At 52.9% G+C, this 24,878-nt stretch carries 23 protein-coding genes; 16 read left to right on the top strand and 7 right to left on the bottom strand.

The genetic code is table 11. The features are described 5' to 3' along the window. Window positions 1-24: 24 nt before the first annotated feature. Both NF683_RS01185 and NF683_RS01180 read left to right on the top strand, forming a co-directional pair. Entirely contained in the window at window positions 25-798 is a 774-nt protein-coding gene (locus tag NF683_RS01185; protein ID WP_193059415.1) for a tellurite resistance TerB family protein, read from the top strand. Then, window positions 798-1,277 carry a phosphatidylglycerophosphatase A family protein gene (locus tag NF683_RS01180; protein ID WP_089039548.1) on the top strand — a complete coding sequence of 160 codons (480 nt, stop codon included), beginning with the start codon at window positions 798-800 and terminating at the stop codon, window positions 1,275-1,277. Before NF683_RS01185 ends, NF683_RS01180 begins: the two co-directional genes overlap by 1 nt. A gap of 98 nt (window positions 1,278-1,375) precedes the next feature. Here NF683_RS01180 and NF683_RS01175 read toward each other — a convergent pair whose 3' ends face one another. The 3 genes from NF683_RS01175 to NF683_RS01165 form a co-directional block, all read right to left on the bottom strand. Beyond that, a complete protein-coding gene (locus tag NF683_RS01175; protein WP_253921031.1) occupies window positions 1,376-2,758 on the bottom strand; it encodes an NAD-dependent succinate-semialdehyde dehydrogenase in 1,383 nt (460 codons plus the stop codon). A gap of 199 nt (window positions 2,759-2,957) precedes the next feature. Continuing rightward, window positions 2,958-3,593, bottom strand: coding sequence for a peptide-methionine (S)-S-oxide reductase MsrA (msrA, locus tag NF683_RS01170; protein WP_253921030.1), 636 nt, complete (start codon window positions 3,591-3,593; stop codon window positions 2,958-2,960). An 89-nt stretch (window positions 3,594-3,682) separates the two neighbouring features. After that, complete coding sequence (locus NF683_RS01165; protein ID WP_253921029.1) at window positions 3,683-4,585, bottom strand: LysR family transcriptional regulator; 903 nt, start codon at window positions 4,583-4,585, stop codon at window positions 3,683-3,685. Between the two features lie 137 nt (window positions 4,586-4,722). Here NF683_RS01165 and NF683_RS01160 point away from each other — a divergent pair, with 137 nt between their 5' ends. The 6 genes from NF683_RS01160 (at window position 4,723) to NF683_RS01135 (ending at window position 12,095) form a co-directional block, all read left to right on the top strand. Beyond that, on the top strand, window positions 4,723-6,234 hold the full coding sequence (locus NF683_RS01160) for a CoA-acylating methylmalonate-semialdehyde dehydrogenase (RefSeq protein WP_253921028.1): 1,512 nt from the start codon (window positions 4,723-4,725) through the stop codon (window positions 6,232-6,234). 26 nt (window positions 6,235-6,260) lie between these two features. Continuing rightward, window positions 6,261-7,916, top strand: coding sequence for a GMC family oxidoreductase (locus NF683_RS01155; RefSeq protein ID WP_253921027.1), 1,656 nt, complete (start codon window positions 6,261-6,263; stop codon window positions 7,914-7,916). Window positions 7,917-8,118: 202 nt separating this feature from the next. Further along, window positions 8,119-8,322, top strand: a complete 204-nt coding sequence (locus tag NF683_RS01150) for a cold-shock protein (RefSeq protein WP_009101184.1) — start codon at window positions 8,119-8,121, stop codon at window positions 8,320-8,322. Between the two features lie 268 nt (window positions 8,323-8,590). Next, entirely contained in the window at window positions 8,591-10,360 is a 1,770-nt protein-coding gene (locus NF683_RS01145) for an SLC13 family permease (protein ID WP_193085441.1), read from the top strand. 73 nt (window positions 10,361-10,433) lie between these two features. Further along, a complete protein-coding gene (locus tag NF683_RS01140; RefSeq protein WP_253921026.1) occupies window positions 10,434-11,099 on the top strand; it encodes an alpha/beta hydrolase in 666 nt (221 codons plus the stop codon). Beyond that, window positions 11,100-12,095, top strand: a complete 996-nt coding sequence (locus NF683_RS01135) for a YihY/virulence factor BrkB family protein (protein ID WP_253921025.1) — start codon at window positions 11,100-11,102, stop codon at window positions 12,093-12,095. A 98-nt stretch (window positions 12,096-12,193) separates the two neighbouring features. Here NF683_RS01135 and NF683_RS01130 read toward each other — a convergent pair whose 3' ends face one another. Further along, window positions 12,194-13,603 carry a PhoH family protein gene (locus NF683_RS01130; protein WP_193085645.1) on the bottom strand — a complete coding sequence of 470 codons (1,410 nt, stop codon included), beginning with the start codon at window positions 13,601-13,603 and terminating at the stop codon, window positions 12,194-12,196. A 196-nt stretch (window positions 13,604-13,799) separates the two neighbouring features. Beyond that, complete coding sequence (locus NF683_RS01125; protein WP_038477383.1) at window positions 13,800-14,669, bottom strand: LysR family transcriptional regulator; 870 nt, start codon at window positions 14,667-14,669, stop codon at window positions 13,800-13,802. A gap of 107 nt (window positions 14,670-14,776) precedes the next feature. Here NF683_RS01125 and NF683_RS01120 point away from each other — a divergent pair, with 107 nt between their 5' ends. Further along, on the top strand, window positions 14,777-15,640 hold the full coding sequence (locus NF683_RS01120) for a cation diffusion facilitator family transporter (RefSeq protein WP_038477380.1): 864 nt from the start codon (window positions 14,777-14,779) through the stop codon (window positions 15,638-15,640). Between the two features lie 66 nt (window positions 15,641-15,706). On the opposite strand, the gene NF683_RS01115 is transcribed toward NF683_RS01120, so the two are convergent. Next, window positions 15,707-15,895 carry a DUF3008 family protein gene (locus NF683_RS01115; protein ID WP_038477378.1) on the bottom strand — a complete coding sequence of 63 codons (189 nt, stop codon included), beginning with the start codon at window positions 15,893-15,895 and terminating at the stop codon, window positions 15,707-15,709. A gap of 107 nt (window positions 15,896-16,002) precedes the next feature. On the opposite strand from NF683_RS01115, the gene ybaK reads away from it, so the two are divergent. From ybaK to NF683_RS01085, 6 genes are all read left to right on the top strand, one after another. Beyond that, window positions 16,003-16,479, top strand: a complete 477-nt coding sequence (gene ybaK / locus NF683_RS01110) for a Cys-tRNA(Pro) deacylase (protein ID WP_193068509.1) — start codon at window positions 16,003-16,005, stop codon at window positions 16,477-16,479. A gap of 143 nt (window positions 16,480-16,622) precedes the next feature. Further along, window positions 16,623-18,020, top strand: a complete 1,398-nt coding sequence (gene dbpA / locus NF683_RS01105; protein WP_120386514.1) for an ATP-dependent RNA helicase DbpA — start codon at window positions 16,623-16,625, stop codon at window positions 18,018-18,020. A gap of 50 nt (window positions 18,021-18,070) precedes the next feature. Then, complete coding sequence (locus tag NF683_RS01100) at window positions 18,071-18,928, top strand: PA4780 family RIO1-like protein kinase (RefSeq protein WP_095603924.1); 858 nt, start codon at window positions 18,071-18,073, stop codon at window positions 18,926-18,928. Between the two features lie 185 nt (window positions 18,929-19,113). Continuing rightward, a complete protein-coding gene (locus tag NF683_RS01095; protein WP_089039533.1) occupies window positions 19,114-20,154 on the top strand; it encodes an AbrB family transcriptional regulator in 1,041 nt (346 codons plus the stop codon). A gap of 36 nt (window positions 20,155-20,190) precedes the next feature. After that, window positions 20,191-22,101 carry an ABC transporter ATP-binding protein gene (locus tag NF683_RS01090; protein WP_275050925.1) on the top strand — a complete coding sequence of 637 codons (1,911 nt, stop codon included), beginning with the start codon at window positions 20,191-20,193 and terminating at the stop codon, window positions 22,099-22,101. Between the two features lie 67 nt (window positions 22,102-22,168). After that, window positions 22,169-23,176 (top strand): zinc-dependent alcohol dehydrogenase family protein, encoded by a 1,008-nt coding sequence (locus NF683_RS01085; protein ID WP_193068664.1) that lies wholly within the window; start codon window positions 22,169-22,171, stop codon window positions 23,174-23,176. A gap of 91 nt (window positions 23,177-23,267) precedes the next feature. Here the strand turns inward: NF683_RS01085 and NF683_RS01080 are convergent, their stop codons facing one another. Continuing rightward, window positions 23,268-23,534 (bottom strand): hypothetical protein, encoded by a 267-nt coding sequence (locus NF683_RS01080; RefSeq protein WP_038477356.1) that lies wholly within the window; start codon window positions 23,532-23,534, stop codon window positions 23,268-23,270. Between the two features lie 139 nt (window positions 23,535-23,673). Here NF683_RS01080 and NF683_RS01075 point away from each other — a divergent pair, with 139 nt between their 5' ends. After that, window positions 23,674-24,876 (top strand): hypothetical protein, encoded by a 1,203-nt coding sequence (locus tag NF683_RS01075; protein ID WP_253921024.1) that lies wholly within the window; start codon window positions 23,674-23,676, stop codon window positions 24,874-24,876. The last annotated feature ends 2 nt before the right edge of the window (window positions 24,877-24,878 follow it).

Raw genomic sequence — 24,878 nt, 5'->3', positions numbered from 1 at the left:
TACTAACCACTTAGGAGTGCAAGGATGAACGCAAGCAAGATTTTACAACAGTTGATGAAGCAGGCCAGCGGTAGTAGAAGTAGTGGAAACAGTGGTGGAAACAGCGGAAGCGGTTTCGATGTTAAAGGCGTTATTGATGGGTTATCGCGCCAGCTAGGCGGTGGTAGCAGTAGCGCAGGCCAGGGCTCGCGGCAAGGGGGCGGCTCTAGCGGTTTTGATATGAAGAGCCTGTTAGGTGGTGGCGCAATGGGCATGCTTATTGGCTCTAAGCGTGGTCGTAGCATGGGCGGTAAAGCGCTCAAGTACGGCGCAATTGCTGGTGTGGGCATGCTGGCCTGGAAAGCATGGCAAAGCTCTCAGGAAGGGAAAAATGCTGCTAACTCGTCCAGTGCTGCTCAAAATGCATCCGAGGGCGAACGGGTAGAAGTGCTTAGCGGTGAGTATCAAGAGCGGCGCAGCCTTGAGCTGTTGCAAGCAATGATTATGGCCGCCAGAGCTGATGGCCACATTGATGAGCAAGAGCAGGCACTCATCACGGAGCAGATCGATGCGCTAGGCGCCGACCAGGAGATGCATCGCTGGGTCGAGCAGCAGCTCAACGCCCCGCTGGATGCTCAGACACTCGCCCGTGAAGCTGACTCCCCCCAGGCTGCCCGCGAGATGTATCTGATCAGCGTCGCTGTCACTGATGATCAAAATCCCATGGAGCGCGCTTGGTTGGATCAATTGGCAAGTGCGCTGAATCTCTCGCCCGACATGGCTGCCGAACTTGAACGCCAGGCGCAGCAGGCCGGTTAATGCTGGATACCATTAATTTTTGGCTAGCCACCGGCTTTGGGCTGGGGCTAGCGCCGGTGGCGCCGGGTACGGTAGGTTCGCTGCTGGGAATTCCATTAGCGTGGTGGTTGTTAAGTAAGCCAACCCGTCAGCAAGCGGCCATAACGGGGCTGTTAGTTGCTGCAGCTGTTCCAGTATGCCATGCAGCTTCGCTGCACTTTGCGGGTGCTGACCATGGCAGCATCGTCGCCGACGAATATGTCGCGTTCCCGCTAGCGGTATTGGGGCTAACAGCCGCCCGAAATCCACTCGTTATGGCCCTGGCGTTTGGAGTTTATCGCTTCTTTGATTCGCTGAAGCCGCCGCCAATTCATTTGGCAGAGTATGTGCAGGGTGGCTTCGGAATTGTGTTAGACGATGTTATTGCGGCGTTAGTGACGTGGGTAGTGATGGCCCTAATAGTGAAGTTTTGGCAGCGCCGAACCGCTGAACAACACTAAAATCCATAACAATACTAGTAACCAAAAAAGCGCCGCTAGCCTGATGAAAGCTAGCGGCGCGCTCTTTTTATGACCTATGACTCTGAGCGTTTACCGCCTCACTCTTTAACAACAATGACCGACTTTGCGTTAACGAACTCAAGCATGCCAAAGCCGCCATGCTCACGTCCATAACCGGAGTCTTTAACGCCGCCAAACGGCATTTCCGGGGTGGCAACGCCAAAGCCATTGATAAACACCATGCCGGTGTCGAAGTACTTGCTGGCAAGCTCAGTAGCACGCTTCACATCTTTAGAGATGATGCCGCCGCCGAGGCCATAACGGCTGTCGTTGGCAATGCGCATGGCGTCTTCGTCATCTTTAGCGCGAATCAGCGCCGCGACGGGTCCGAATAGCTCGTCATCGTAGGCGGGCTGGCCGGGTGTCACGTTATCCAGCACGGTCACTGGGTAAAACGCGCCTTTGCCAGATGGCTTTTCGCCGCCACAGAGGATTTTTGCGCCTTTACGCACACTCTGTTCCACCTGCTCGTGAAGAGCATCGCGTAGGTCAACCCGCGCCATGGGGCCTAGGTCGGTGTCATCTGCCTTGGGGTCGCCTACTTTCAGCGCCTTCATTTTTTCCACAAAACGCGCTTTGAACGCTTCGTAGTTGGCATCGGTCACCACGAAGCGTTTTGCAGCCACGCAGGTCTGTCCAGTATTAAACACTCGGCCAGTGACGCAGGTTTTGACGGCAACATCGAGATCGGCATCATCCAGCACCAAATAGGCATCGTTTGAACCCAATTCCAGTACGGTTTTTTTCAGGTGCTCGGCTGCTTTTGCCGCCACTTTACGTCCTGCACCATCACTACCCGTAAGCGTGACGCCACGAACCGCCTTGTGTGCAATCACCTCATCAGATACGGCGTGCGAGATAATGATCGTGCGGAAAACGTTTTCCGGTAGGCCAGCCTCACGATAAATTTTTTCGAGCAGTAGGCCACTGCCAGTGACATTCTCAGCATGTTTCAGTAGCACGCTATTACCCGCCATAATGTTGGCGATGGAGTAACGCACTACCTGATAAGCAGGGAAGTTCCACGGCTGTATGCCATAGATAACGCCCATGGGAGAGTAAGTAACAATGCCACGCTCGCCGTTGCTAGGGTTGCGCTCTTCGTCAGCTAATGTAGTGGGGCCATGCTTCGCGGTGTAATCGCATATACCTGCGCAAAGCTCGACTTCCTGGCGGGCTTGGTTGGGTAGCTTGCCCATTTCCTTCACCATCAGTTCGGCAAGCTCTTCTTTATTGGCGTTAAGCGCCTCGCCAATGGCTTTCACTACCTTAGCGCGCTGTTCGAGTGGTTTAAGCCGCCAGTCGAGAAACGCTTCATGACTAGCCTCGACAATCTGCTTGGCATGGCTGGCATCCATTAGCGCATAAGTCTCAAGCGTTTCGCCGGTGGTTGGGTTGACGGTGGTGATGCTGTTGCTCATAAGATCTCCTATCTTTTGATCAACGGGGCGTTAAACAATAGACCAGCTAATAGCCGACTGGTCTATTAATGTTGATTCTCCACTCTAGTAGAAAAACGCCGGTTTGCCCAAATTGATTGTTAGCGTCTTAACTACAGCGCTCCCTCTAGGGCAGTCGTCGGTAAAAAATGTTCCGTTAAACTTGCGCGTTAAGGGTAGACTACTCAAATATTGGCCCACCGGCTTCTTCGCCCCATACCTCTTCCAGGCGATTGTCTCGACCACAACTCAAACGATAGAACCGGTAACGTAGCGGATTTTTTTCATAGTAATCCTGGTGGTACTCTTCAGCTTCCCAAAACTCGCTGGCGGGAGTTATCTCAGTTGCTATAGCTTGGTCAAAGCGTGCTTCCATGTCAGCTTTCGACGCTTCTGCTAGCTCTCGTTGTTCATCACTATGGTAAAAAATGGCTGAGCGGTACTGGTCGCCGCTGTCGCAAAACTGGCGGTCTACGGCGAAGGGGTCAATATTGCGCCAGAAAATCTCTAGCAGCTGTTCGTAGCTGATTTGGCTGGCATCGTAGCTGATTTGCACCACTTCGACATGGCCAGTTCCGCCGCGAGAAATTTGCTCGTAGGTAGGGTTTTCAAGCTCGCCGCCCATATAACCAGAGATGGTGGCGCTGACGCCGGGCTGCTTATCGTAGGGCGGTTCCATGCACCAAAAACAGCCGCCAGCAAACGTGGCTTCCGCATTAGACTGGGCATGGAGTGGCGTGCTGGCGAGACCTGCGGCAGCTATAACACACAGCGTTAAGGGCTGAAATAAGGGGCGAAAAAGCTGGAATCGAATCATGGTAAGCACTCCGGTGGACGTGGTGAGTTATCGCTCAATGTAGAGTCGCTTAGTGGCAACGTTGGCTAATACCTTACATAACCTATGTGCTACCCCAGCCGGTAAGGCCATACTGTGTCTAACGTATCCAATGCTGCTCTGATAGTCGGCTCCGCCGCGCGTTCTTTGCGCCATATCATGCTAAGTGCACAGGGCAGGCGAACATTGTCGGCTACAGCCAAACCGCTTTCCTGGCGTTCGGCCATTGCCAGCGCGTCCCTGGCTAAGCTTAGACCCACTCCCGCACGTACTAAATCCAGCATACAAGCTTCTTGGTCTACTTGGGCAACCCTATTAGGCGTGGCGCCGCTTGGGGTTAGAACGCGTTCTAGCAGCCGGTGGTGCGCCGAGACCGAGGGAGTGACTATCCAGGGAAGCTTGGCTAGAGCTTCCCAGCGAGTATCTAACAGTTTGGTTTCCCAGCCTGCTGGGGCAATTACGTGGTAGTGGAAGTGGGTCAGCTCACGCCAAGCAAGGATTTCGCTTCCTGATCCTTCGCCGGGAGGGGCGAGAAAAAAGCCCACATCCAGTTCGCCTTGCTCTACCTTCGTTAATACGTTGCCACTCATCCCGTGATGCAGCTCGGTTTCCAATTGAGGGGCACGAGCCATCAATCGGCTGAGAAATTTACCCAGGCGAATAAATTCCGGGTCAACAATCGTGCCGATTTTTAGTTTTCCTCGCAGGGTACTGTGCAAAGCGCTAGCGCGTTGCTCAAAGGCCAGGGCGCTGGCCAGAGCATTTTCTGCGGCGGGCAATAACGCATAGCCGTCGGCAGTTAGCGTTAATCCCTGAGGGCGACGGGTGAATAGGGTTAACCCTAAGTGCTGCTGAAGTTGCTTCAACTTTAGGCTGACGGCGGGTTGAGTCAGGCATAGCTGGTCAGCTGCCCGTGAAACGCTGCCGGTACGTGCGACGGCTACAAATGCCCGTAGCGCTGAGTTTTCTTGCATAAGCGAGCACCTGTTGTCGTTGTGTTATTTGAAAAGCTTATATCTAGGTTAAAAATTACTCAATTGATTGCCTCACAGAGCTGGTTAATCTGTCAGTACTTAATTCGGTATTTTAATCTGCTTATAAAGGTAGCCAAATGACAACAACCACTATTAATCATTTCATTAACGGGCAGATCAGCCAGGGAAGCTCGGGTCTCTCTCAAAATGTGTTTAATCCTGCGACGGGTAACGTCACCGGAAACGTGGTACTTGCCTCGGCACACGATGTCGATAGTGCTGTGCAAGCCGCTAAAGCGGCATTTCCTACTTGGGCCGACACCCCGCCCATTCGTCGGGCACGGGTTTTGTTCAAGTTTTTGGAGCTGCTCAACACCCATAAAGATGCATTGGCGGAAGCAATTACTAAAGAGCATGGCAAAGTGTTTACTGATGCCCAGGGCGAAGTTGCCCGGGGGATTGATGTCGTTGAATTCGCTTGCGGTATTCCTCAGTTGTTAAAGGGCGACTATACCGAGCAGGTAAGCACCGGTATTGATAACTGGACCATGCGACAGCCATTGGGCGTGGTAGCGGGCATTACGCCGTTCAACTTCCCTGTCATGGTACCGATGTGGATGTTCCCCGTGGCGATTGCTGCAGGTAACACTTTTGTACTTAAGCCTAGTCCGCTTGACCCTAGTGCTTCGCTGATGATCGCCGATCTGCTCAAGCAGGCGGGTTTGCCGGATGGTGTGTTCAACGTGGTTCAGGGCGATAAAGACAGCGTTGAAGCGTTGATCGACCATCCGGATGTTAAAGCGTTATCGTTTGTTGGTTCTACGCCGATTGCTAACCTGATTTACGAGCGCGGCGCTAAGCATGGCAAGCGGGTGCAAGCACTGGGTGGCGCTAAAAACCATATGGTAGTAATGCCGGATGCCAACCTGGATAAAGCCGTGGATGCCTTGATTGGTGCTGCCTACGGCTCGGCGGGCGAACGTTGTATGGCGATCAGCGTGGCGGTGCTGGTGGGCGATGTGGCGGATGGCGTGGTGGCTCAGTTGGCTGAACGTGCCAAGGCGCTGAAAGTTAAAGACGGCATGCAGTTGGATGCGGAAATGGGCCCGATTGTCACCCGCCAGGCCCATGAGCGGATTACTGGTTACATTAATAAAGGTGTAGAAGAAGGCGCACACTTGGTGGTGGATGGCCGAGAATTCGATGCCGCGCAAACCGGCGACGGCTGTGGCGAAGGCTTCTGGATGGGCGGCACTCTGTTTGATCATGTCACTCCCGAGATGACCATTTACAAAGAAGAGATATTCGGCCCAGTGCTGGCCTGTATTCGGGTGCCGGATATTGCCACCGCCATTCAACTGATCAATGATCATGAGTTTGGTAACGGCGTGAGCTGCTTCACTGAGAGTGGTAGCGTTGCGCGGGAATTTGGTCGCCGTATTCAGGTGGGCATGGTCGGCATCAATGTGCCCATTCCGGTACCCATGGCGTGGCACGGTTTCGGCGGTTGGAAGCGTTCGCTGTTTGGCGATACGCATGCTTATGGCGAAGAGGGCGTGCGCTTCTATACCAAACAGAAATCCATTATGCAGCGCTGGTCAGACTCTATTGATTCAGGCGCTGAGTTTGTGATGCCGACGGCGAAGTAACGCCATTACGTTACGGGAGCCCGTACATGTCACATGCTACTAATAATAACTTCGATTATATTGTGATCGGCGCAGGCACCGCAGGGTGCCTGATGGCTAACAGACTCAGTGCTAATCCAAATAATAAGGTGCTGCTAATTGAAGCGGGCGGGCCGGATAACTACCACTGGATTCATATTCCGGTGGGCTATCTTTACTGCATCAACAACCCGCGCACTGACTGGCTGTTTCGTACCGAGCCTGACAAAGGGCTCAATGGCCGCTCACTGATTTACCCCCGGGGTAAAACGCTAGGTGGCTGCTCCAGCATTAACGGCATGCTTTATCTACGTGGTCAGGCACGCGATTACGATCACTGGGCCGAGTTGACCGGCGATGACGCCTGGCGGTGGGAGAACTGCTTGCCAGATTTTATGAAACACGAAGACCATCACCGTTTGGATGAAGGTGGTGAAGGCGATGCCGATCATCGCCGTTATCATGGTCATGGTGGCGAATGGCGGATCGAAAAACAGCGCTTAAGCTGGCAAGTGCTAGATGATTTTGCTGAGGCGGCGGTGCAAGCGGGCATTCCGCGCACTGACGATTTCAATCGTGGTGATAACGAAGGCGTTAACTATTTTGAAGTCAACCAGCGCAATGGCTGGCGCTGGAATACTTCTAAAGCGTTTTTGCGGCCGATCAAGCAGCGCACCAACCTAACGATCTGGCACTCTACCCACGTCAATCGTTTGCTATTTGAACCACAAGGTGGCCAACCACGCTGCACGGGCGCTGAGCTTTTGCGTGAAGGCGCAACGATCAACGTGACAGCCAATAAAGAAGTTGTGCTGAGTGCTGGTGCTATCGGTTCGCCACAGATTCTGCAGCTTTCCGGTATTGGCGCGCCCGAGCTATTACAACAACACGGTATTGATGTGGTGGCAGCGCTACCTGGCGTAGGCGAAAACTTGCAGGACCACTTGCAGATTCGTTCTGTCTATAAGGTGAAAGGGGCAAAAACGCTCAATACCATGGCCAGTACTCTACTGGGTAAAGCCATGATTGGTTTGGAATACGTGCTGAAACGTAGGGGGCCGATGAGTATGGCTCCTTCTCAGTTATGTATCTTTACGCGCAGTTCTGACGAGTATCAGCACGCCAACATCGAGTACCATGTACAGCCATTAAGTCTGGATGCGTTTGGCCAGCCGCTGCATGAGTTTCCTGCGATTACTGCCAGTGTCTGCAACCTTAACCCCACAAGCCGTGGCTCGGTAAGGATCAAAAACCGTGATCCACAGACGGCGCCCGCCATTGAGCCTAACTACCTGAGCACGCAAGAAGACCGCAAGGTGGCGGCAGACTCATTACGGGTTACGCGGCGAATTGCCGAGCAGCAGGCATTCGCTAAGTATCAGCCAGAAGAGTTTAAGCCTGGGGTGCAGTATCAAAGCGACGAAGAGCTGGCCAAATTGGCGGGCGATATCGGTACCACTATCTTTCACCCCGTTGGGACGGCGAAAATGGGCCGCGATGACGATCCGGGGGCCGTGGTGGATTCCAAGCTGCGTGTTAAGGGCGTGAGCGGTCTGCGAGTAGTGGACGCCAGTATTATGCCGACCATTACCAGCGGTAATACCAACTCACCTACCTTAATGATTGCTGAGAAAGCAGCAGGGTGGATGGTGTCCGCGGACTAGTCATCACCCTGACATTTTTTTTAACTATAGTATTGACGTGCGGCTAAGTTAAGCGCATGCTGAATGCAGTTGGTTAGCAAGTCGAACGTTGTCAGCAGTATCGAAACGCCCAAGCGTTTAGTCTGGTGAAAGTTTCTTGTTCTACCCACTGCAACTCGGGTATTACCCGGCTCTACATCAAGCTACATCGAGGATTTCGATCATGGCAACTGGTACCGTTAAGTGGTTTAACGACACTAAAGGCTTCGGCTTCATTTCTCCGGACGACAATGGCGACGACCTGTTCGCGCATTTCTCTGAAATTCAAGCTGACGGCTTCAAAACTCTGCAAGACGGTCAGAAGGTTTCCTTCGACGTTACTCAGGGTAAAAAAGGCCTTCAGGCTTCTAACATCAAAGTTCTTTAATTAGAAACGATGATGTTCGCTGTTAGCGTGTAACGCTAATATGCTAAAAAACCCCGCGAAAGCGGGGTTTTTTCGTTTTTATCTAATCGGTATCCTGTTCACTTCTCACTTCTCACTTCTCACTTCTCACTTCTCACTTCTCACTTCTCACTTCTCACTTCTCACGCCTATATTCTTTTTTGTTCTTACTGTGTTTCTAAAAATAACTTTTTAGAATATCATCGAGGCGGCACAATGCTCCTAATATTTTAGGTTAGGGATGCAGGATATGTCGCTGGATGCTTGGATAGCCGTGGGGGTAGTGCTGACTATCTTCCCGTTAATGACACTGTCTCGATTGGGGCCAGACATTATTCTGCTTGGTGCCGTCGTGGTGTTAATGACCTTGGGGGTCATTGATCCTCAGCAGGCGCTGGGCGGTTTTTCTAACAGTGGCTTGTTTACCGTGGCCTTCATGTATGTGTTGGTTGCCAGTATTCGTGAAACGGGTGGCATTGACCTGATTATTCGCTATGTACTGGGTCGCCCTAACAGTGAGCGGGGGGCGCTTGTTCGGCTGCTGTTACCCGTGGCATCGCTGAGCGGTTTTCTCAATAACACGCCCGTAGTGGCTACCTACATCCCTGCGGTAATGAGTTGGAGTCGGCGATTAAGGCTTTCTCCTCAACGGCTTTTAATGCCGCTCAGCTTTGCTTCCATTCTAGGCGGTACCATTACACTGTTTGGTACCAGTACTAACTTAGTTGTGCATGGTTTGTTAGTAGAGCGCTATCCCGCGCTTGAGATGGGGCTATTTGATTTAGCGTGGGTAGGTGTCCCTGTTGCGCTGGTGGGCCTTGCTTATCTTATCTTCTTAGGGCCACGCTTATTGCCCTCCCGAGAGGGGATGTCAAAAGCGTTTGCTAACCCTCGCGAGTTCACTATCGAAATGGAAGTTGATCCTGCAGGGGTGCTGGTTGATCGTACGGTGGAAGAGGCTGGGTTACGCCACCTTCAAGAACTTTTTCTAGTCGAAATTGAGCGTGCAGGTAATGTGGTGAGTGTGGTGGGGCCAGGCGAGCAGCTAAAGGCAGGCGACCGACTCGTTTTTGTGGGCACCTCGGACGCCGCTGTAGAGCTACAGCAGATTCGTGGACTCATCCCTTCTCGTGACGCCGCGTCGAGTTTGGAAAAAGAGTTTAAAGAGCGTCGCTTGGTTGAAGCGGTGGTATCGAACCAGTGCCAGTTTATTGGGCAGCGGATTCGTGACGGCCGTTTTAGAACGCTGTATGGCGCTGCTGTCCTAGCAATCTGTCGTGGCGGCGAGCGGGTAACCGGCAACTTAGGTCAAGTCCGTTTGCAACCTGCTGATGTACTGCTGTTAGAAGCGCGCCCTCCGTTCATTGAGCGCCATCGCCAATCGAAAGACTTTCTTTTAATTAGCGAGTTGAACGGCTCAGCGCGGCCTGTGCATGAAAAAGCCCCGCTGGCTTGGGCGATTCTGTTGGGGGCGGTGCTGTTGGCGGCATTAGGTGTCTTAAGTATGCTCAATGCTGCTATGTTGGGCGCGGCGCTCGCGCTGTTAACCGGTTGTTGTTCCGTGGGCGCTGCTAAGCGTGGCCTGGATACGCAAGTGTTGCTGACCATTGCAGCATCGTTCGGGGTGGGGGCTGCGCTGCAAACATCCGGCGCGGCGGATTTCCTGGCGGGCAGTGTTCTATCGTTGGTAGCGGGTAACCCATTGTTGCTATTAATTGCTACTTATTGCGTTGTGGCAATGTTAACCGAGTTGGTAACCAATAATGCCGCTGCGGTGATCATTTTTCCGGTGATCATGGCAGCAGCAGAAAGCCTGGGGGTTAACCCGATGCCCTACGTGGTGGCGGTAATGTTTGCTGCCTCGGCGAGTTTTTTAACGCCGATTGGTTATCAAACGAACCTTATGGTGCATGGCCCTGGCGGCTACCGGGTTAGTGATTTCTTACGTGTTGGTGGTGGCTTAAACCTTTTGACGGGAGCCATTGCCTTAACCCTTATTCCACTGGTTTGGCCGCTTTAAGCAGGCAAATGACTCGCCCAACGCGTCACTTTACGCTAGGGTGGCGCTTTTAACGTTAGCAAGGAAAGAGCCCATGACAGCCCCAGGCGAACTGATTATTGAACCGCAAAATGGTCAACCCGCCGATGCGTGCGTGTTTATTATTCACGGGTTGGGTGCCGATGGGCACGATTTCGAGCCGCTAGTGCCAGCTCTGACACTACCGGACTCAGCGCATGTGCGTTTTATTATGCCCCATGCGCCGCGCTTGCCGGTCACTATTAATGGCGGCATGGTGATGCCTGCGTGGTACGACATCCTCGCCATGGACTTAGGGCGTCGGGTAGATGAAGTGCAGCTGAAAACATCTGCTGAACGTATCCAGGCGCTGATTGAAGAACAGATTGATCAAGGGATCGACAGTCGTCGTATTATCGTAGCGGGTTTTTCCCAAGGTGGCGCAGTCGCTTATCAGGCGGCACTCTCGTTCCCTCAGTCTCTTGGCGGACTGTTGGCAATGTCGACCTATTTTGCGACGGCCGATAGCATCGATTTAGCTGACTCCAATCGTGAGATACCCATCGAAGTGCATCATGGGAATTTCGACCCCATCGTTCCTGAGACTCTGGGTCGCAGTGGTGTCGAACGCCTAAAAGAAATGGGCTACACGGTTAATTATCGCCAGTATCCGATGGCGCATGCGCTATGCCCGCAGCAGGTAAATGATATTGGTAAGTGGCTGAGCGAGCGGTTGGGCTAAGTGGGTAAGCAGTACCGAGGTCGTAGAGCTGGCGTACCTGGTGATATCCCTCGTGAGGGGTGGCTCGATATTATTTGGCGTGTAGTGCGTGCTGCACGTCGGGACCGGATTACTATCTTTGCCGCGGGCATCGCTTTTTATGCCCTGCTGGCGCTATTTCCGACCATTGCCGCCGTTATTTCTCTTTGGGGTTTGCTGTTTGATCCTATTGAGGCAGGTCGTCAGCTTTACGAAATTAGCCGCTTTATGCCACCGGATGCGGCAAACTTGATTGATCAGCAGGCTCAAAAGGTGGTCGAGACGACGGAGTCTGGCAATGTGATGACAGCGCTTGCGGGGCTGTTAGTGGCCATGTACATCGCATCGAAAAGTGTTTCCGTGTTAGTGATTGGCTTAAACGTAGTGTATGGCGAACACGAAAAGCGCCCGTTATTGTTGCGTGGTGTCGTGCTGGTATCGTTGACCTTTGGCTTGATCATAATGACGCTAGTGTCACTGGGGTTTATCGCCATTGTGCCGATAGTGGTGGATGCGCTGACGATTGAGCCACCGGTGAATAGTGTTTTGAAATGGCTGCGTTGGCCCGCGCTGTTGTTACTGATGAGCGTGCTTATTGCTTTGCTGTATCGTTACGCGCCTTATCGACGTTCTGCCCAGTGGCGCTGGTTAAGCTATGGCACGCTGTTTGCCACCACTATGTGGTTACTAGGCTCAGGTGGCTTGTCGCTTTACGTACGGTACTTTTCTACCTTTAGTGAGTTGTATGGCTCTCTTGGTGCTGTTGTGGCGCTAATGCTGTGGTTTTGGCTGTCAGCGTTTGTGGTGCTGTTTGGTGCCGAACTCAACTGCGAAATGGAGCGCCAGACCTGCAACGACACAACGGTGGGAGCTGCTCGCTCACTTGGCGAACGTCAGGCATTTGCTGCCGACACGGTGGGTGTTAAAAATCCCTGGAATAGCGAAAATGTTGATGCGCGACACCAACCGCGGGATTAATGAACCTGTAAATAATAGCCACTAAACAACACCGCCCAGCTTTGCTGGGCGGTGTTGTTTAGTGGAAGTGTGAATCGGTAGGGTTTTTGCGGCAAACGTTACAACAGCTCTTCGGCAGCCAGCGCCAAGCGTGAACGTTCAACGCTTTTCAGGGTAATGTGTCCAGCATGGGGCCAATCCCTAAATCGTTCGACAACCGCAGCCATGCCACAGGTGTTGGCGGTGAGGTAGGGCGTGTCGATCTGGCCAACGTTGCCTAAACAGACAATTTTGGTATTTCGACCCGCTCGGGTTACCAGTGACTTCAGTTGTTTGGGGGTGAAGTTTTGCGCCTCGTCAATAATCAAGAACGTATCGTTTAAGGTACGCCCACGCATAAAGCTCGGTGCGCGAATCTGTACCCTAGAGCCAATTAACTGCCGAGTAGCACCATTATCCCAGCTAGATTCCCCTTCTTCATTACGCAACAGGTTGTCCATATTGTCGTGGAAGGCACCCATCCACGGCGACATTTTCTCCTCTTCGGTGCCTGGTAAAAAACCGATATCTTCGCCCATGGGTATTGGCGCACGGGTAAACACAATGCGCTCAAATAGTTTGGCGTCCAGTGTTTGCTGGAACGCTGCAGCGAGTGTCATAAAGGTTTTGCCGGTGCCTGCATTACCAGCAATGGTGACCAGATCAATGTCCGGGTCCATCAGCAAATTGAGGGTGAAGTTTTGGCGACTGTCGTGAGCATGAACGCCCCATACGCCCGCATGGTGACGGTAGTTGGTAAGTAGCTGTAGTCGGGCAGATGACGGTGAAAGCTCACGGACAATGGCTTCAAACTCAGCGCCATTTTCGCTATCGGACACCAGCATGCCGACATGCCAATGGCGAGGCATGTTGCCACTTAGCTGATAAAAGGTGTGGTGGTCGACACGTTCAACGGTGACCTCGACATTGAGCGCTTCCCACAGCGAAGCACCATCCTGTCCGGCAGTGGCGTAAACCTGTGCGCCTTCAATCATGGCATCGCTGTCAGAATAGGCGCGATCATTCAGGTAATCTTCCACTGGCACTTTTAGCGCGGCAGCTTTTACCCTCAGGTTGATGTCTTTAGTGATCAGGATGACGGAAGCATCCGGACGCTCATCGCGCAACCGGCAAGTTTCCGCCAGAATGCGGTTGTCGGGGTTGTCATCAAGGGAGTCGAAGGGTTTAAGGTCGTTGTAGCACAAAAAATGTAGGCGGCCCGATTCACCACTGATGCGGGGAATAGGAATGCCTTTCTGGATTTCGTCGAAGGTGACCTGATTGGTTAAGTCGGAAAGCGTGCGGCTAATTTGCCGCGCTGTGCGGGCAATCTCTCTGATGCCGTTTTTATGCTTATCTAGCTCCTCGAGTACAGTCATGGGGATAACGACGTCGTGCTCATCAAAGTGGTAGAGCGCGGCGGGGTCGTGGATAAGGACATTCGTGTCTAGGACATACAGCCTAGTCGCTTTCTTATCGAGTCGTACCATCGTGGAAACTACTCCTTAGTTGACGGCAACATCGACACTGGCAGATGCACTTTACGCTTAGATGACACTCACCTGTGCCGGTTCTCTAGCGTGTCCTTTTGATCTCCTTATGTAGCACTTTTTTACAAGTTCCTTAATAGAGTGGAAGGCATAAGCAATTTTTTCCAATGCTCTATTTCAACGCTATTACAAAGCATCAACGGGTAGTGCCTAAAAAGCGTGACACCTTCGTTAGCAGCGCGGTGGCGACTACGCCCAGGCTTTCACCCTCTACGTAGCGATAATAGTGGCTGTCCAGGGCGAGATCATGATTTAACGCGCAAAGCTGATGGCTTTCTATGGCTTCTTTCACCAATGGGTAGGGTAGTAGTGCCCAGCCAGTGCCATTGATAGCGGCATCGCGAATGACCTCGAACATGGTCAGCCCGAGGTAATTTGTCGAAAAAAGTGCCTCACTGACTAGCTTATCGCCCTGCTCATAGGTTAAGCACACCTGGGTATATTGGGCGAGATCATCGCGGGTAACGCTGGGCAAGCGGCTTAGCGGGTGCGACGTTGCCGCTACTAGGCACATGCTCACCGGTGCAAGATTACTGGCATTTACGTCGGCACCTTCAGCGGTATACAACCCAAAGGCGATATCAACGGTTTGGCGAAGGACGAACTGTGGGTGCTCTTGAGGAGGCAATAAATATACCGAGATGGCCGTAAGCGGATAGCGCTGCTTTAAATCGTGCATGACTTGTCGCCAAAATGCTTCGGGCAACGCATCATCCCTGGCAATGCACAGCTGGCTTTCTACGCCTTGCAGGTGCTGTTGGCAGTGTTTTTTGATTCGGCTGGCACTTGTCAGCAGTCGGTAGCAGTCTGGCAGCACGCTTTCACCTACCGCAGTGAGCTGTAGGCTATTGCCTGAACGCTCGAACAGCACGACCCCAAGACTATCTTCCAAGGCATTAACTGTGGCGCTTAGCGTGCTGCGTTTTATCCCTGTGTGTCGCGCGGCCGCCGCAAAGGAGCCATGTTCAGTAACGTCAATAAACGCCTGCACTTGTTCTGCGCGCATGGGTTACTCCATTGAGAGCCAAGAAAGTTGGCGCTGAGCGATTGGTGAAACGTTAGTGTACTCACTATGATGCGTTGGGTTTAACACACTTTACTGGAGTATTTCGCGTGACCCCCTTTGTCGCCGAGCGCCGTGCGCTCAGATTTTCTGCTGTCTCTGCCAGCCTGTTTGCCTTTACCGGCCTTGCACTCGGGCTTGCCAGTGGATCAATTACTATTTTATTCGATAGTGGCTATTCGCTATTAAGTTTAGTGCTGGCGTCGCTGTCGTTGTTTGCGTTAAAGCAGGCGCGCAAACCGGCAGATAATCATTACCCCTTTGGGCGGCTGACCGTAGAGCCGTTGGCTGTGCTGCTTAAAGGCGTAGTGATCGCGTTAGTGTGCCTGTTCTCAATGGTGTCTGCTGTGTGGAGTCTTGCGCAAGGCGGGCGGCTGGTAACGTTAGATCTTGCGTTGATGTTTGGCGTGGTGAATGTGGCAGGCTGTTTACTGACTTGGTGGTGGTTGAGCCGTTATGCCCGAATTGCGCGCTCATCACTGCTAGCTGCCGAGCTGCGTCAGTGGCAAATGGACACATGGCTGAGTGCCGCTGTGATGCTGGGCTTTGCGCTCACGTGGGGATTAACGCTGACCCCTTGGGCTCATCTGGCGCGTTTTGCCGATCCTGTGATGGTGCTGATTATCGCCGGATACTTCTTGCCGATGCCTATTCGCATGATGCGTGGCGCGCTGCGCGAATTGATGTTTGGCGAGCCGTTGGGTAGCGTTCGCCAGGACGTAGTACAAGAGGTGGCAGACTTCGATATTGCCAATGACGACGTACGTTTAGCTCAGGTTGGTAGCTTCTTAATGGTTGATATTCAACTGGATATGCAACAAATCAATGATGCGGAGGAGATTGTTGAAAGTGTAGAACAGCACTGCAAACAGCGTAATCTGCGTGCAGTGACCAGCATTACATTGGTAACTTAATTTATTAGCAGCAGAATAGGCAGCAGTGACAGCGCTGCCTCAACCTGAGCCGTTGCCGATAGGCGTTTAGTCGTTTGCTCTCTTTTGAGGCTTACCTTTGCGCTGGGTGCTTGCCATCTCTTCAAGTTCCTCTTCGCTCATTGAGTCATACATGTCTTTAGAGGAATCATAAAGTTCACTAGGCTTTGTTTCACCACGCTTGGCAGAAAGCGCCGCTCCCGCAGCTTTCTGCTGTGCTTTGGAAGTTGCTTTCATAGGTCGACTCCTGTCAGTTGACTTCCTTTAACCAATCACGATATTAAGCTTAGCAGAGAGAAGTGTCCTTTCCAGACGAGCTGACGATGTTAACTTAAGAGAATTCCATGACACCGGCGATTAATAGCGCGAAACACGCGGGAATTGCGTTTCAGATCCATGAGTATCAACACGATGCTGCTGCGCAATCTTACGGGCTGGAGGCAGCTGAAAAACTGGGTGTTGCCGCTCAGCAAGTGTTTAAAACCTTGGTAGTTATCCTGGATGGTAAGCAGTTGGCAGTTGGTATTGTACCGGTCACCAGCCAACTGGGATTAAAGCAAATTGCTAAAGCGGCAGGGGCGAAAAAAGCGTCAATGGCGGCGCCAGGTGACGTGGAACGGACCACGGGGTATGTGCTTGGTGGTGTTAGCCCGCTGGGCCAGAAAAAGCGTCTGCCTACGTTTATCGACGATTCGGCGCAGACATTTTCGACACTGTATGTAAGTGCGGGGCGACGTGGGCTGGAGATTGAGCTTGCTCCGAACGACTTAGCAGCGTTATGCCAGGGGCGTTTTGCAGCGCTAGCAACGACTCTTTCCTAATCTCTGATCTACTATTTATGGGACTAGCAACCACCCATGTTGTACCGTTCGCCTATCCTTGCCAAGGCATAGATTGGCGCTTTCTGGTATGGTGCTTCACATTATAGGTTTGCTGGGCAATATAGCCCCTTCAGGATAATTTTGTGTCTGACACTTCTTTTGCATCGCTGGCGCTCTCTCCTGCGCTTTTAAGCAACTTAGATTCCCTTGGCTATCACGCAATGACGCCTGTGCAGGCGCAAAGCCTGCCACCGATGTTGGCGGGGCGTGATGTGTTGGCTCAGGCCAAAACGGGGTCGGGGAAAACCGCTGCCTTTGGCTTGGCACTGCTGGCTGAGTTACGCGTAGAAGCATTTGCTGTACAGGGCCTTGTGCTGTGCCCCACCCGAGAGCTCGCCGACCAGGTGGCCGAAGAACTACGCCGTTTGGCGCGTGGGTTGCCCAACGTTAAAGTGCTTACCCTATGCGGCGGAGCGCCGTTTGGGCCGCAGTTAGGCTCCTTGGAACATGGTGCGCATATTGTCGTAGGCACGCCGGGACGTATCGACGAGCATTTACGCAAAGGCTCGTTGACACTGGGGTCGCTTACCACCTTGGTACTTGATGAAGCCGATCGTATGCTCGATATGGGCTTTCAAGACACCATTGATGCGATCATTGATGAGACCCCAGCGGATCGCCAAACGCTGCTGTTTAGTGCGACATTCCCAGACGATCAGGCGTCAGGTGGCCTGACTGCTATGACCCGCGGCATTATGCGTGAGCCAGTGATGGTCAAAGTGGCCGAGGTTCATGATGCCACTACTATTGATCAACACTTCTATGACGTTGCCAATGAAGAGGCGCGTTTCGCGGCCCTTCAACAGCTGCTACTGGTTTATCGGCCAGCGACCAGCGTGGTGTTCTGCAACACTAAACGCGAAACTCAGGCGGTGGCTGAGCAACTGGTGGATGCCGGCTTTAGTGCCGTGGCGCTCAACGGTGACTTAGAGCAGAAAGATCGTGATCGTCGCCTAATTCTATTTGCTAACCAAAGTGCGTCTATTCTAGTAGCAACGGATGTTGCTGCGCGCGGTTTAGATATTGCTCAATTAGATGCGGTGTTTAATTATCAGATTGCCCGTGAGCTTGATGTTCACGTGCATCGAGTAGGGCGAACCGGGCGCGCAGGGGCTAGCGGCATTGCCTGTACGCTGGTCACACCTAAGGAGCATTATCGGCTGGAGCGGTTGGAAGGCTTGCTAGAACAACCGATTACCACCGAACCCTTGCCCAAACCCCAGCATTCAGTGCCCTTTGAACCGCCTATGGCAACACTGCAGTTGGCGGGTGGTAAGAAAGACAAACTGCGCCCGGGGGATATCCTAGGGGCGCTAACCAGCGAAGGTGGCCTGCGTGGTGATCAGGTAGGCAAAATTAAAGTGCTGGCCCGCAGTGCCTATGTGGCAGTGGAGCATGGGGCTGTTCAAAAAGCCCAGGCCAAACTTGAACGTGACAAACTTAAAGGGCGCGCTTTCCGCGTCCGCCGTATTCGCTATTGATCGATTAATGATTGTGCACAGATAGTAAAGAGGAGCCGACGCAGCTAACCATGAAAATCCCTAAGCGATTACAGCCCCTGGTCGATGATGGAATGATCGACGAGGTGCTGGTGCAGTTAATGAGCGGTAAAGAGGCGCAGGTGTATGTCGTGCGCTGCGGTGAAGAAGTACGTTGTGCCAAGGTCTTTAAAGAAGCTAAACAGCGTAGCTTTAAACAGGCCGTGCAATACCAAGAAGGGCGCAAGGAGCGCAATAGTCGTCGTTCGCGCGCCATGGCCAAAAAGACTCGCTACGGTCAAAAAGAGCAGGAGCAGGCGTGGCTGAATGCGGAAGTCGATGCGCTATATCGTCTTGCTGCCGCTGATGTACGTGTGCCTGAGCCACATGGTTTTGTTGATGGCGTACTGCTCATGGAAATGATCAGTGATGCCGAGGGAAACGTAGCGCCACGTTTGGACGAAGTGACCCTAACCGAGGAGCAAGCGCTGCGCTATCACGCCAAAGTGATTCAAGACGTAGTGCGAATGCTGTGTGCAGGTTTGATCCATGGCGACTTGTCTGAATTCAACGTGTTGGTTGATGCAGAAGGGCCGGTGATTATCGATTTGCCCCAGGCGGTGGATGCGGCGGGTAACAACAGCGCGGCGGCAATGCTAGAGCGCGATGTTGATAATATGCGTGCCTACTTCGGTCGTTTCGCCCCCGAGCTACTGACTACCCACTACGGTAAAGAAATGTGGGCCTTGTATGAAGCAGGCAAGCTACACCCTGATAGTAAGCTGACTGGCCATTTTGAGCTTGATAGCCACATAGCCAATGTCGATGAGCTATTGGAAGTGATTGATGATGCGATTGAGGAAGAGGCTGATCGTCAGGCGCGCATGCGCGGCGATGATGACGAAGATTAAAAATAGAGGTACTTAGCGCCTAACATCAGGTACCTAAAGCCTAGCGCTTAATAATCGCTACTTAACAAAAGGCACTTTACACCTAGCTCTTAACACCCTAAAGCCCTTAGCAGTGGTAAGCTAACGTTTACGCTTAGCAGGTTAACAATTGCGTTTTAACGTTAAAGGTTAGGGTGGAGAAGAGCGTGAAAGGCATCCGTGTCAGCGCAGAAAGTGCAAAGGGACTTGTAACATCGCTTGCCGTAGGCGCCGTGGGCGGCATCGTTTTTCACCTCGCCGGTTTACCGCTTGCCTGGATGCTAGGCCCACTGATCGCCAACCTGCTGGTATCGGCAAAAGGAATTAACGTTGGCGTACCGGAGCCGCTGCGCAACGTGTTTTTAGCGGTTATGGGATTGGTACTGGGCAGTCAAGTAACCCCTCAACTTGCCCATCGTGTACTGGACTGGCCAATCTCGGCAGCACTCTTGCTGGCAGGTGTTGCGGCATCCACCGCGGTTGCTGCGGCGTGGTATCGTCGCTGTGGCTTCGACCCGGTCAGTGCTTGGTTTGGTGCATCGCCAGGGGCCATGACGGCAATGATCATGCTCGGTGATCAATGTGGCGGTGACCCGCAACGCATCGCCATTGCCCAGTCACTACGGATTATTCTCGTTATCCTGTTTCTGCCTCCCCTGTTTTGGGCATTTGAAGGCGGTGCTGGTGACATTGGGCCAGCCCAGGCTACCCTTGAGCACGGCTGGATGCTGCTCACTATTCCTTTCTTATTACCCGTGGGCCGGTGGCTGCGCATTCCAAGTTCGGCGTTACTTGCGCCGCTTATTATGGCGGCCTTGCTCTCTGGGTTTGGGCTGGCAAGCCTTACGTTACCTGGTTGGGGAATGAACCTTATGTTATGGGTATTGGGCAGCGCGATTGGCTCGCGTTTTCAAGGCATGACACGGCGCCTGCTCGGGCGTTATTTATGGCAGTCTGGGGTGGCGACGCTGCTTGCGCTGGTGGTGTTAGCACTGTTTGCTGAACTGATCCATCAGCTGTTGGGCGTGCGCCGTGACGTAGCCCTATTAGCGCTGGCTCCCGGTGGCATCGGTGAAATGGCTATTCTTGCTGTCGCGCTTAATATCGATCCTGTGTTTGTAGCATTTCACCACTTACTGCGTATGGTCACACTGATGATCGTGGCGCCTTTTTGGGCTCGTTGGCTATTGCGTCGCCAATCTTCTTAACTACATCTGTCTATTAAGGTAACGAAAGGACTTTCCATGTTGTCACGTACGCTAGCGCCGCTGTTCCGTTACTTTGAAACGCGGGTGAACCCCTATCCCGAAGGTGAGGTTGCCACGCCACCGAAAGGACTGCTGCCGTTTATTTGGCATTTTTCGCGCCCTGTATGGCCGTGGCTATTGCTGATGTCGGTCGCGACTGCCTTGGTTTCCGCGGCGGAGGTGGTGTTTTTTAGTTATATGGGCGACTTGGTCGATTGGCTGGGGAACGTAGAACGCGCGAATTTCTGGTCGGATCACGGGCTTTGGCTGGCAGGCGTGGGCGTGTTAGTGATTATCGGCCTGCCGCTACTGGTACTGGCGCAGTCTCTGGTGACCCACCAAAGCATCTTCGGTAACTACCCGATGATCGGCCGCTGGCTTTCTCACCGCCATATGCTTAGCCAAAGCTTGGCCTTTTATCAGGATGAGTTTGCAGGGCGAGTGTCGCAAAAAGTCATGCAAACAGCGTTGGCCATTCGTGAGACGGTCACCAAAGTGATGGATCTACTGGTTTACGCCATTGTGTACTTCACTGGGGCGGCAATTTTATTAGGCCGCGCAGACCCGTGGCTGCTATTGCCGTTAGCAATTTGGTTGGTTGGCTATTTAGGCATTATGCGCTTTTTTGTCCCGCGCCTGCGCGATGTTTCGATGGCTCAGGCCGATGCTCGTGCCCAGATGACGGGGCGCGTGGTTGATAGTTACAGCAATATCCAAACGATTAAGCTGTTCGCTGATACCGAACGTGAACAGAGCTACGCCAAGGATGCGATGCAAGGTTTTATGGCTACCGTGCATCGCCAAATGCGGCTAGTCACCATCATGAGCGTTTGCCTGACGCTGCTCAATACGCTGCTACTAGTGGGAACGGCAGGTATGGCGATCAGCGCTTGGTATTTTGACGCTATTTCCCTGGGCGTGTTAGCGATTGCGATAGCCTTGGTGATGCGTATCCGCTTTATGTCGGATTGGATTTTATGGGAAGTGGCCGGTCTGTTTGAAAATATTGGTACGGTGCAAGATGGTATGAATACCATCGCCCAGGAGCCCACGATCAAAGATAAGCCCAATGCCAAAGCGCTCGCGGTGCCCAATGGCGAAATTGTGTTTGATGCGCTGCGCTTTCAGTACGCCCAGGCTAAGGGTGAAAGTAAAAACGTCTTTGACGGGTTGAGCCTGACGATTAAACCTGGCGAGAAAATTGGCTTGATTGGCCGATCCGGAGCGGGTAAATCCACCCTGGCCAATCTGTTGCTGCGCTTTTATGACCTACAGGGCGGGCGTATCCTGATTGATGGACAGAATATTGCTGATGTTACCCAGACCTCATTACGTCATCAGATTGGCATGGTGACTCAGGATACCTCGCTGCTGCATCGTTCGCTGAGAGACAATATTCGCTACGGTAGCCCTCATGCCAGCGATGATGATGTGTGGCAAGCAGTGTGCCGCGCCCACGCAGATACGTTTATCAACGAGCTGGTCGACCCGAAAGGGCGCCGCGGGCTGGATGCTCATGTGGGCGAGCGCGGTGTAAAGCTTTCCGGTGGACAACGCCAGCGTATTGCCATTGCTCGCGTACTGCTTAAAAACGCTCCGATTCTGGTGTTGGACGAGGCTACCTCAGCGCTGGATTCCGAAGTGGAAGCCGCGATTCAAGAGCAGCTCGATTCGCTGATGGAAGGCAAAACGGTGATTGCCATTGCGCACCGACTTTCGACCATTGCGATGCTTGACCGGTTAATTGTGGTCGATGAAGGTCGTATGGTGGAGAGTGGTACTCACCAAGAATTGCTGGCACAGAACGGTATTTACGCCAGCTTGTGGCAGCGCCAGTCCGGGGGCTTTTTGGGGCACGATCTTGATCTTGGCCTTGATACTGACTCCAGTGCCCTCATTTCATATTAGACCAGTCGTTTACTAGGCTTTTTAATACTAGTCACTGTTGACGACATGTGTTCAATAGGAGGTAGTGATGCAAGCCATTCAGCTTCGAGAGCCCGGCGGTTTAGCTAAACTGGACGTGGTTGAACTAACGGCGCCAAGTGAGCCTGGTCCCGGTGAAATTAAAGTACGTCTGCACGCCAGTTCACTTAACTTTCATGACTATGCCGTGGTGGCGGGGATGATTCCCACCGCAGATGGCCGTATTCCCATGTCGGACGGTGCCGGTGTAGTGGAAGCGGTTGGGGAAGGCGTTAGCGAGTTCGCGGTCGGGGATGCAGTTGTATCGACCTTTTTCCCGGATTGGCTGGAAGGGTCCGCGCGAGTAGGTGACTTTACCACCACGCCAGGGGATGGCACTGATGGCTATGCTCGCGAGCAAGTGGTGGCCGCCGCTACCTCGTTCACCCATCAGCCGCAAGGTTATAGTCATGCGGAGTCTGCGACGCTGACGACCGCAGGCTTGACCGCTTGGCGGGCACTAGTCGTTGATGGTGGGTTAAAAGCGGGGGACACCGTGCTGGTGCTGGGCACCGGGGGTGTTTCCATTTTTGCGCTGCAGTTTGCCAAGATGATGGGCGCGCGGGTAATTGCCACATCGTCTTCTAATGAAAAACTGACCCGCCTGCGCGAGCTGGGCGCTGAACACACCATTAACTATAAAGAAACGCCTGAATGGGGCAAGGCCGTTAAGGCGTTAACGAATGGTGAAGGTGTCGACCATGTTGTTGAAGTAGGCGGCCCTGGTACGCTGCCGCAATCGATTGAGGCGGTGAAAATTGGCGGGCATATCGCGCTGATTGGTGTGCTAACCGGTCGGGAAGGCGAAATACCAACAGCCAAGCTGATGGCTAAGCAAGCTAAGCTGCAAGGTCTTATTGTGGGTAGTCGTCGTCATCAAATCGAGATGATTCGTGCTATCGAAGCGGCTAATGTGAAGCCAATTATTGACCGTGAGTTTGCACTGAGCGACATTGCCGATGCCTTCCGCCACCAGGAATCCGGCAAACACTTCGGCAAGATTTGTCTGACTTTCTAGCTAGGCAGCGCCTATCACTGGATTGAGTTAACTTTTTAGTTTTGGAATGTTGCCATTGCACGCCCACTGAGTAGTGGGTGTGCAAAAAAGGTCACGTTTCCAAGCGGCTATACACGACGCCTTTGACTTCAAGTTCCCAAATATCATCATAAGGAACGGTTACTCCGTCGATATCGCCTGGGTCACCCGTGCTGTTTTTGATCTGCGTTTCAGGAATGACTTTTAACCCCGTGAAGCCTACATGTTGAATACGTGCGCTAAATCGATTTCCCTCGTGGTCGATCAGTACCCGTTCGCCTGCAATGCACTTTGAAAGCTTTTCATGCAGTTCTGCCATAGTGACGTTAACTACGCTCATTGTCGCCTCCTGCGCTTTGCTCTCATATTAGTTAGCTACTGTATAACGACTTTATTTTAGTCGATAAGTTCGGCTAACCCCTCAATGACAATATGAGGCATGCTAACCTTAATCCACTAATTTATGTTCGAGGCGGCATATGACGCAGCGCTCAACGAAGACTGCTTTTTCGCCATGGGAAATGGTGGCACTTGAGTCGTTTCAAACACCAGAACACACCCAAGCCAGCCAGTGGCGGCGTAGTTGGCGAGCAGCGACTACGTGGATAATGGGCAGAGAAGCCTCCGAACACCAAGCAAAAGAAGAGAGTGAGCTGCGTAAGTTATCTGAAGTCGCACTTTCGCACTGGGTGCCTGCTATTGATTGGACACCGGCGGCTCGTGCTCTCAGCCAAGTAACGGAAGGGTATGTTGATGCGCCAGTCGTGTTGTTTATTTCGCCACCTCATGGTGGCCACGCAGCTGTCGTTAGCCATTGGGCGCAGCAGCAGGGCGTCAATTGCATATCTGCACCCACCCTCAACGAGCTCACAGAGGGTTGCCTAGAGTGGGTCGAGCGCTGTGGTTCCCAGCGTCAGTGGGTAATCCCCGCCTTAGAGCGGCATTTTTTACGCCATACCCAAGGACTGCAGGGCGTCCGTGAATTGTTAGAGCGGGCGTTAAGTGGTCGTTTGGGGCAGGGCGTGATTGGTTGTGATAGCTGGACGTATGCTTATTTGCAGCATGCGGTGGGGTTGGAAGGCGTACCCGTGGTTACCCTGCAGGCATTAGAGGGTGAGCAGTTGGCACACTATTTTGCCCAGTTGGCGGGTGATGGTGGCGTCCGCCCGACGGTGTATAGCTCCCGTACGGGGCAGCCGATTCTTGCTGACGTTAGTGAAGATAGCGCTGATGGTGAGCGTTCCTATAAAGAGTTGCAACGTCTAGCAGCCCATTGTCGAGGGCATTTAGGTATTGCTTGGCACTACTGGCGAGAGCGACTGCGCGAACCGGTGGGAAATGACGAAAGTGGCCGTTCACAAGAGCAGTCTGAAGGGCAGCCAAAAGAGTCTTCAAAAGAGCTATGGCTATTGGATGCGTTGGCGGAAGCGGAGTTAGCGTCGGATACGGGGGATGTGGCAACGCTGTTGCTGCATACACTGCTCATTCATGGGGGACTAGAGGATCAAGCGTTAGGGTATGTGCTGCCATTCTCGAGTCATGAAGCGCTAAACGCACGGTTAGCACTTGCTCGCCAGGGAATTCTCCGTTGCCATCAAGGGCGCTGGCAAGTCGCTCCATTAAGCTACGCAAGCGTGCGACAACTGCTGGAATCGCGAAACTATCTAGTTGACCCGCTCTAGGA

The organism is Halomonas sp. MS1 (assembly GCF_024182575.1).
In the GTDB taxonomy this organism is placed as follows: domain Bacteria; phylum Pseudomonadota; class Gammaproteobacteria; order Pseudomonadales; family Halomonadaceae; genus Vreelandella.
This window is presented reverse-complemented; position numbering and strand designations above follow the sequence as displayed.

Coding starts and splice junctions, on each gene's coding strand:
- NF683_RS01080 (WP_038477356.1), bottom strand. CDS start 23,534: ATGAGCGTAGTTAACGTCACTATGGCAGAACTGCATGAAAAGCTTTCA.
- msrA (WP_253921030.1), bottom strand. CDS start 3,593: ATGATTCGATTCCAGCTTTTTCGCCCCTTATTTCAGCCCTTAACGCTG.
- NF683_RS01150 (WP_009101184.1), top strand. CDS start 8,119: ATGGCAACTGGTACCGTTAAGTGGTTTAACGACACTAAAGGCTTCGGC.
- NF683_RS01130 (WP_193085645.1), bottom strand. CDS start 13,603: ATGGTACGACTCGATAAGAAAGCGACTAGGCTGTATGTCCTAGACACG.
- NF683_RS01185 (WP_193059415.1), top strand. CDS start 25: ATGAACGCAAGCAAGATTTTACAACAGTTGATGAAGCAGGCCAGCGGT.
- NF683_RS01090 (WP_275050925.1), top strand. CDS start 20,191: ATGTTGTCACGTACGCTAGCGCCGCTGTTCCGTTACTTTGAAACGCGG.
- NF683_RS01160 (WP_253921028.1), top strand. CDS start 4,723: ATGACAACAACCACTATTAATCATTTCATTAACGGGCAGATCAGCCAG.
- NF683_RS01085 (WP_193068664.1), top strand. CDS start 22,169: ATGCAAGCCATTCAGCTTCGAGAGCCCGGCGGTTTAGCTAAACTGGAC.
- NF683_RS01075 (WP_253921024.1), top strand. CDS start 23,674: ATGACGCAGCGCTCAACGAAGACTGCTTTTTCGCCATGGGAAATGGTG.
- NF683_RS01175 (WP_253921031.1), bottom strand. CDS start 2,758: ATGAGCAACAGCATCACCACCGTCAACCCAACCACCGGCGAAACGCTT.
- NF683_RS01115 (WP_038477378.1), bottom strand. CDS start 15,895: ATGAAAGCAACTTCCAAAGCACAGCAGAAAGCTGCGGGAGCGGCGCTT.
- NF683_RS01145 (WP_193085441.1), top strand. CDS start 8,591: ATGTCGCTGGATGCTTGGATAGCCGTGGGGGTAGTGCTGACTATCTTC.
- NF683_RS01125 (WP_038477383.1), bottom strand. CDS start 14,669: ATGCGCGCAGAACAAGTGCAGGCGTTTATTGACGTTACTGAACATGGC.
- NF683_RS01165 (WP_253921029.1), bottom strand. CDS start 4,585: ATGCAAGAAAACTCAGCGCTACGGGCATTTGTAGCCGTCGCACGTACC.
- NF683_RS01155 (WP_253921027.1), top strand. CDS start 6,261: ATGTCACATGCTACTAATAATAACTTCGATTATATTGTGATCGGCGCA.
- ybaK (WP_193068509.1), top strand. CDS start 16,003: ATGACACCGGCGATTAATAGCGCGAAACACGCGGGAATTGCGTTTCAG.
- NF683_RS01100 (WP_095603924.1), top strand. CDS start 18,071: ATGAAAATCCCTAAGCGATTACAGCCCCTGGTCGATGATGGAATGATC.
- NF683_RS01180 (WP_089039548.1), top strand. CDS start 798: ATGCTGGATACCATTAATTTTTGGCTAGCCACCGGCTTTGGGCTGGGG.
- NF683_RS01140 (WP_253921026.1), top strand. CDS start 10,434: ATGACAGCCCCAGGCGAACTGATTATTGAACCGCAAAATGGTCAACCC.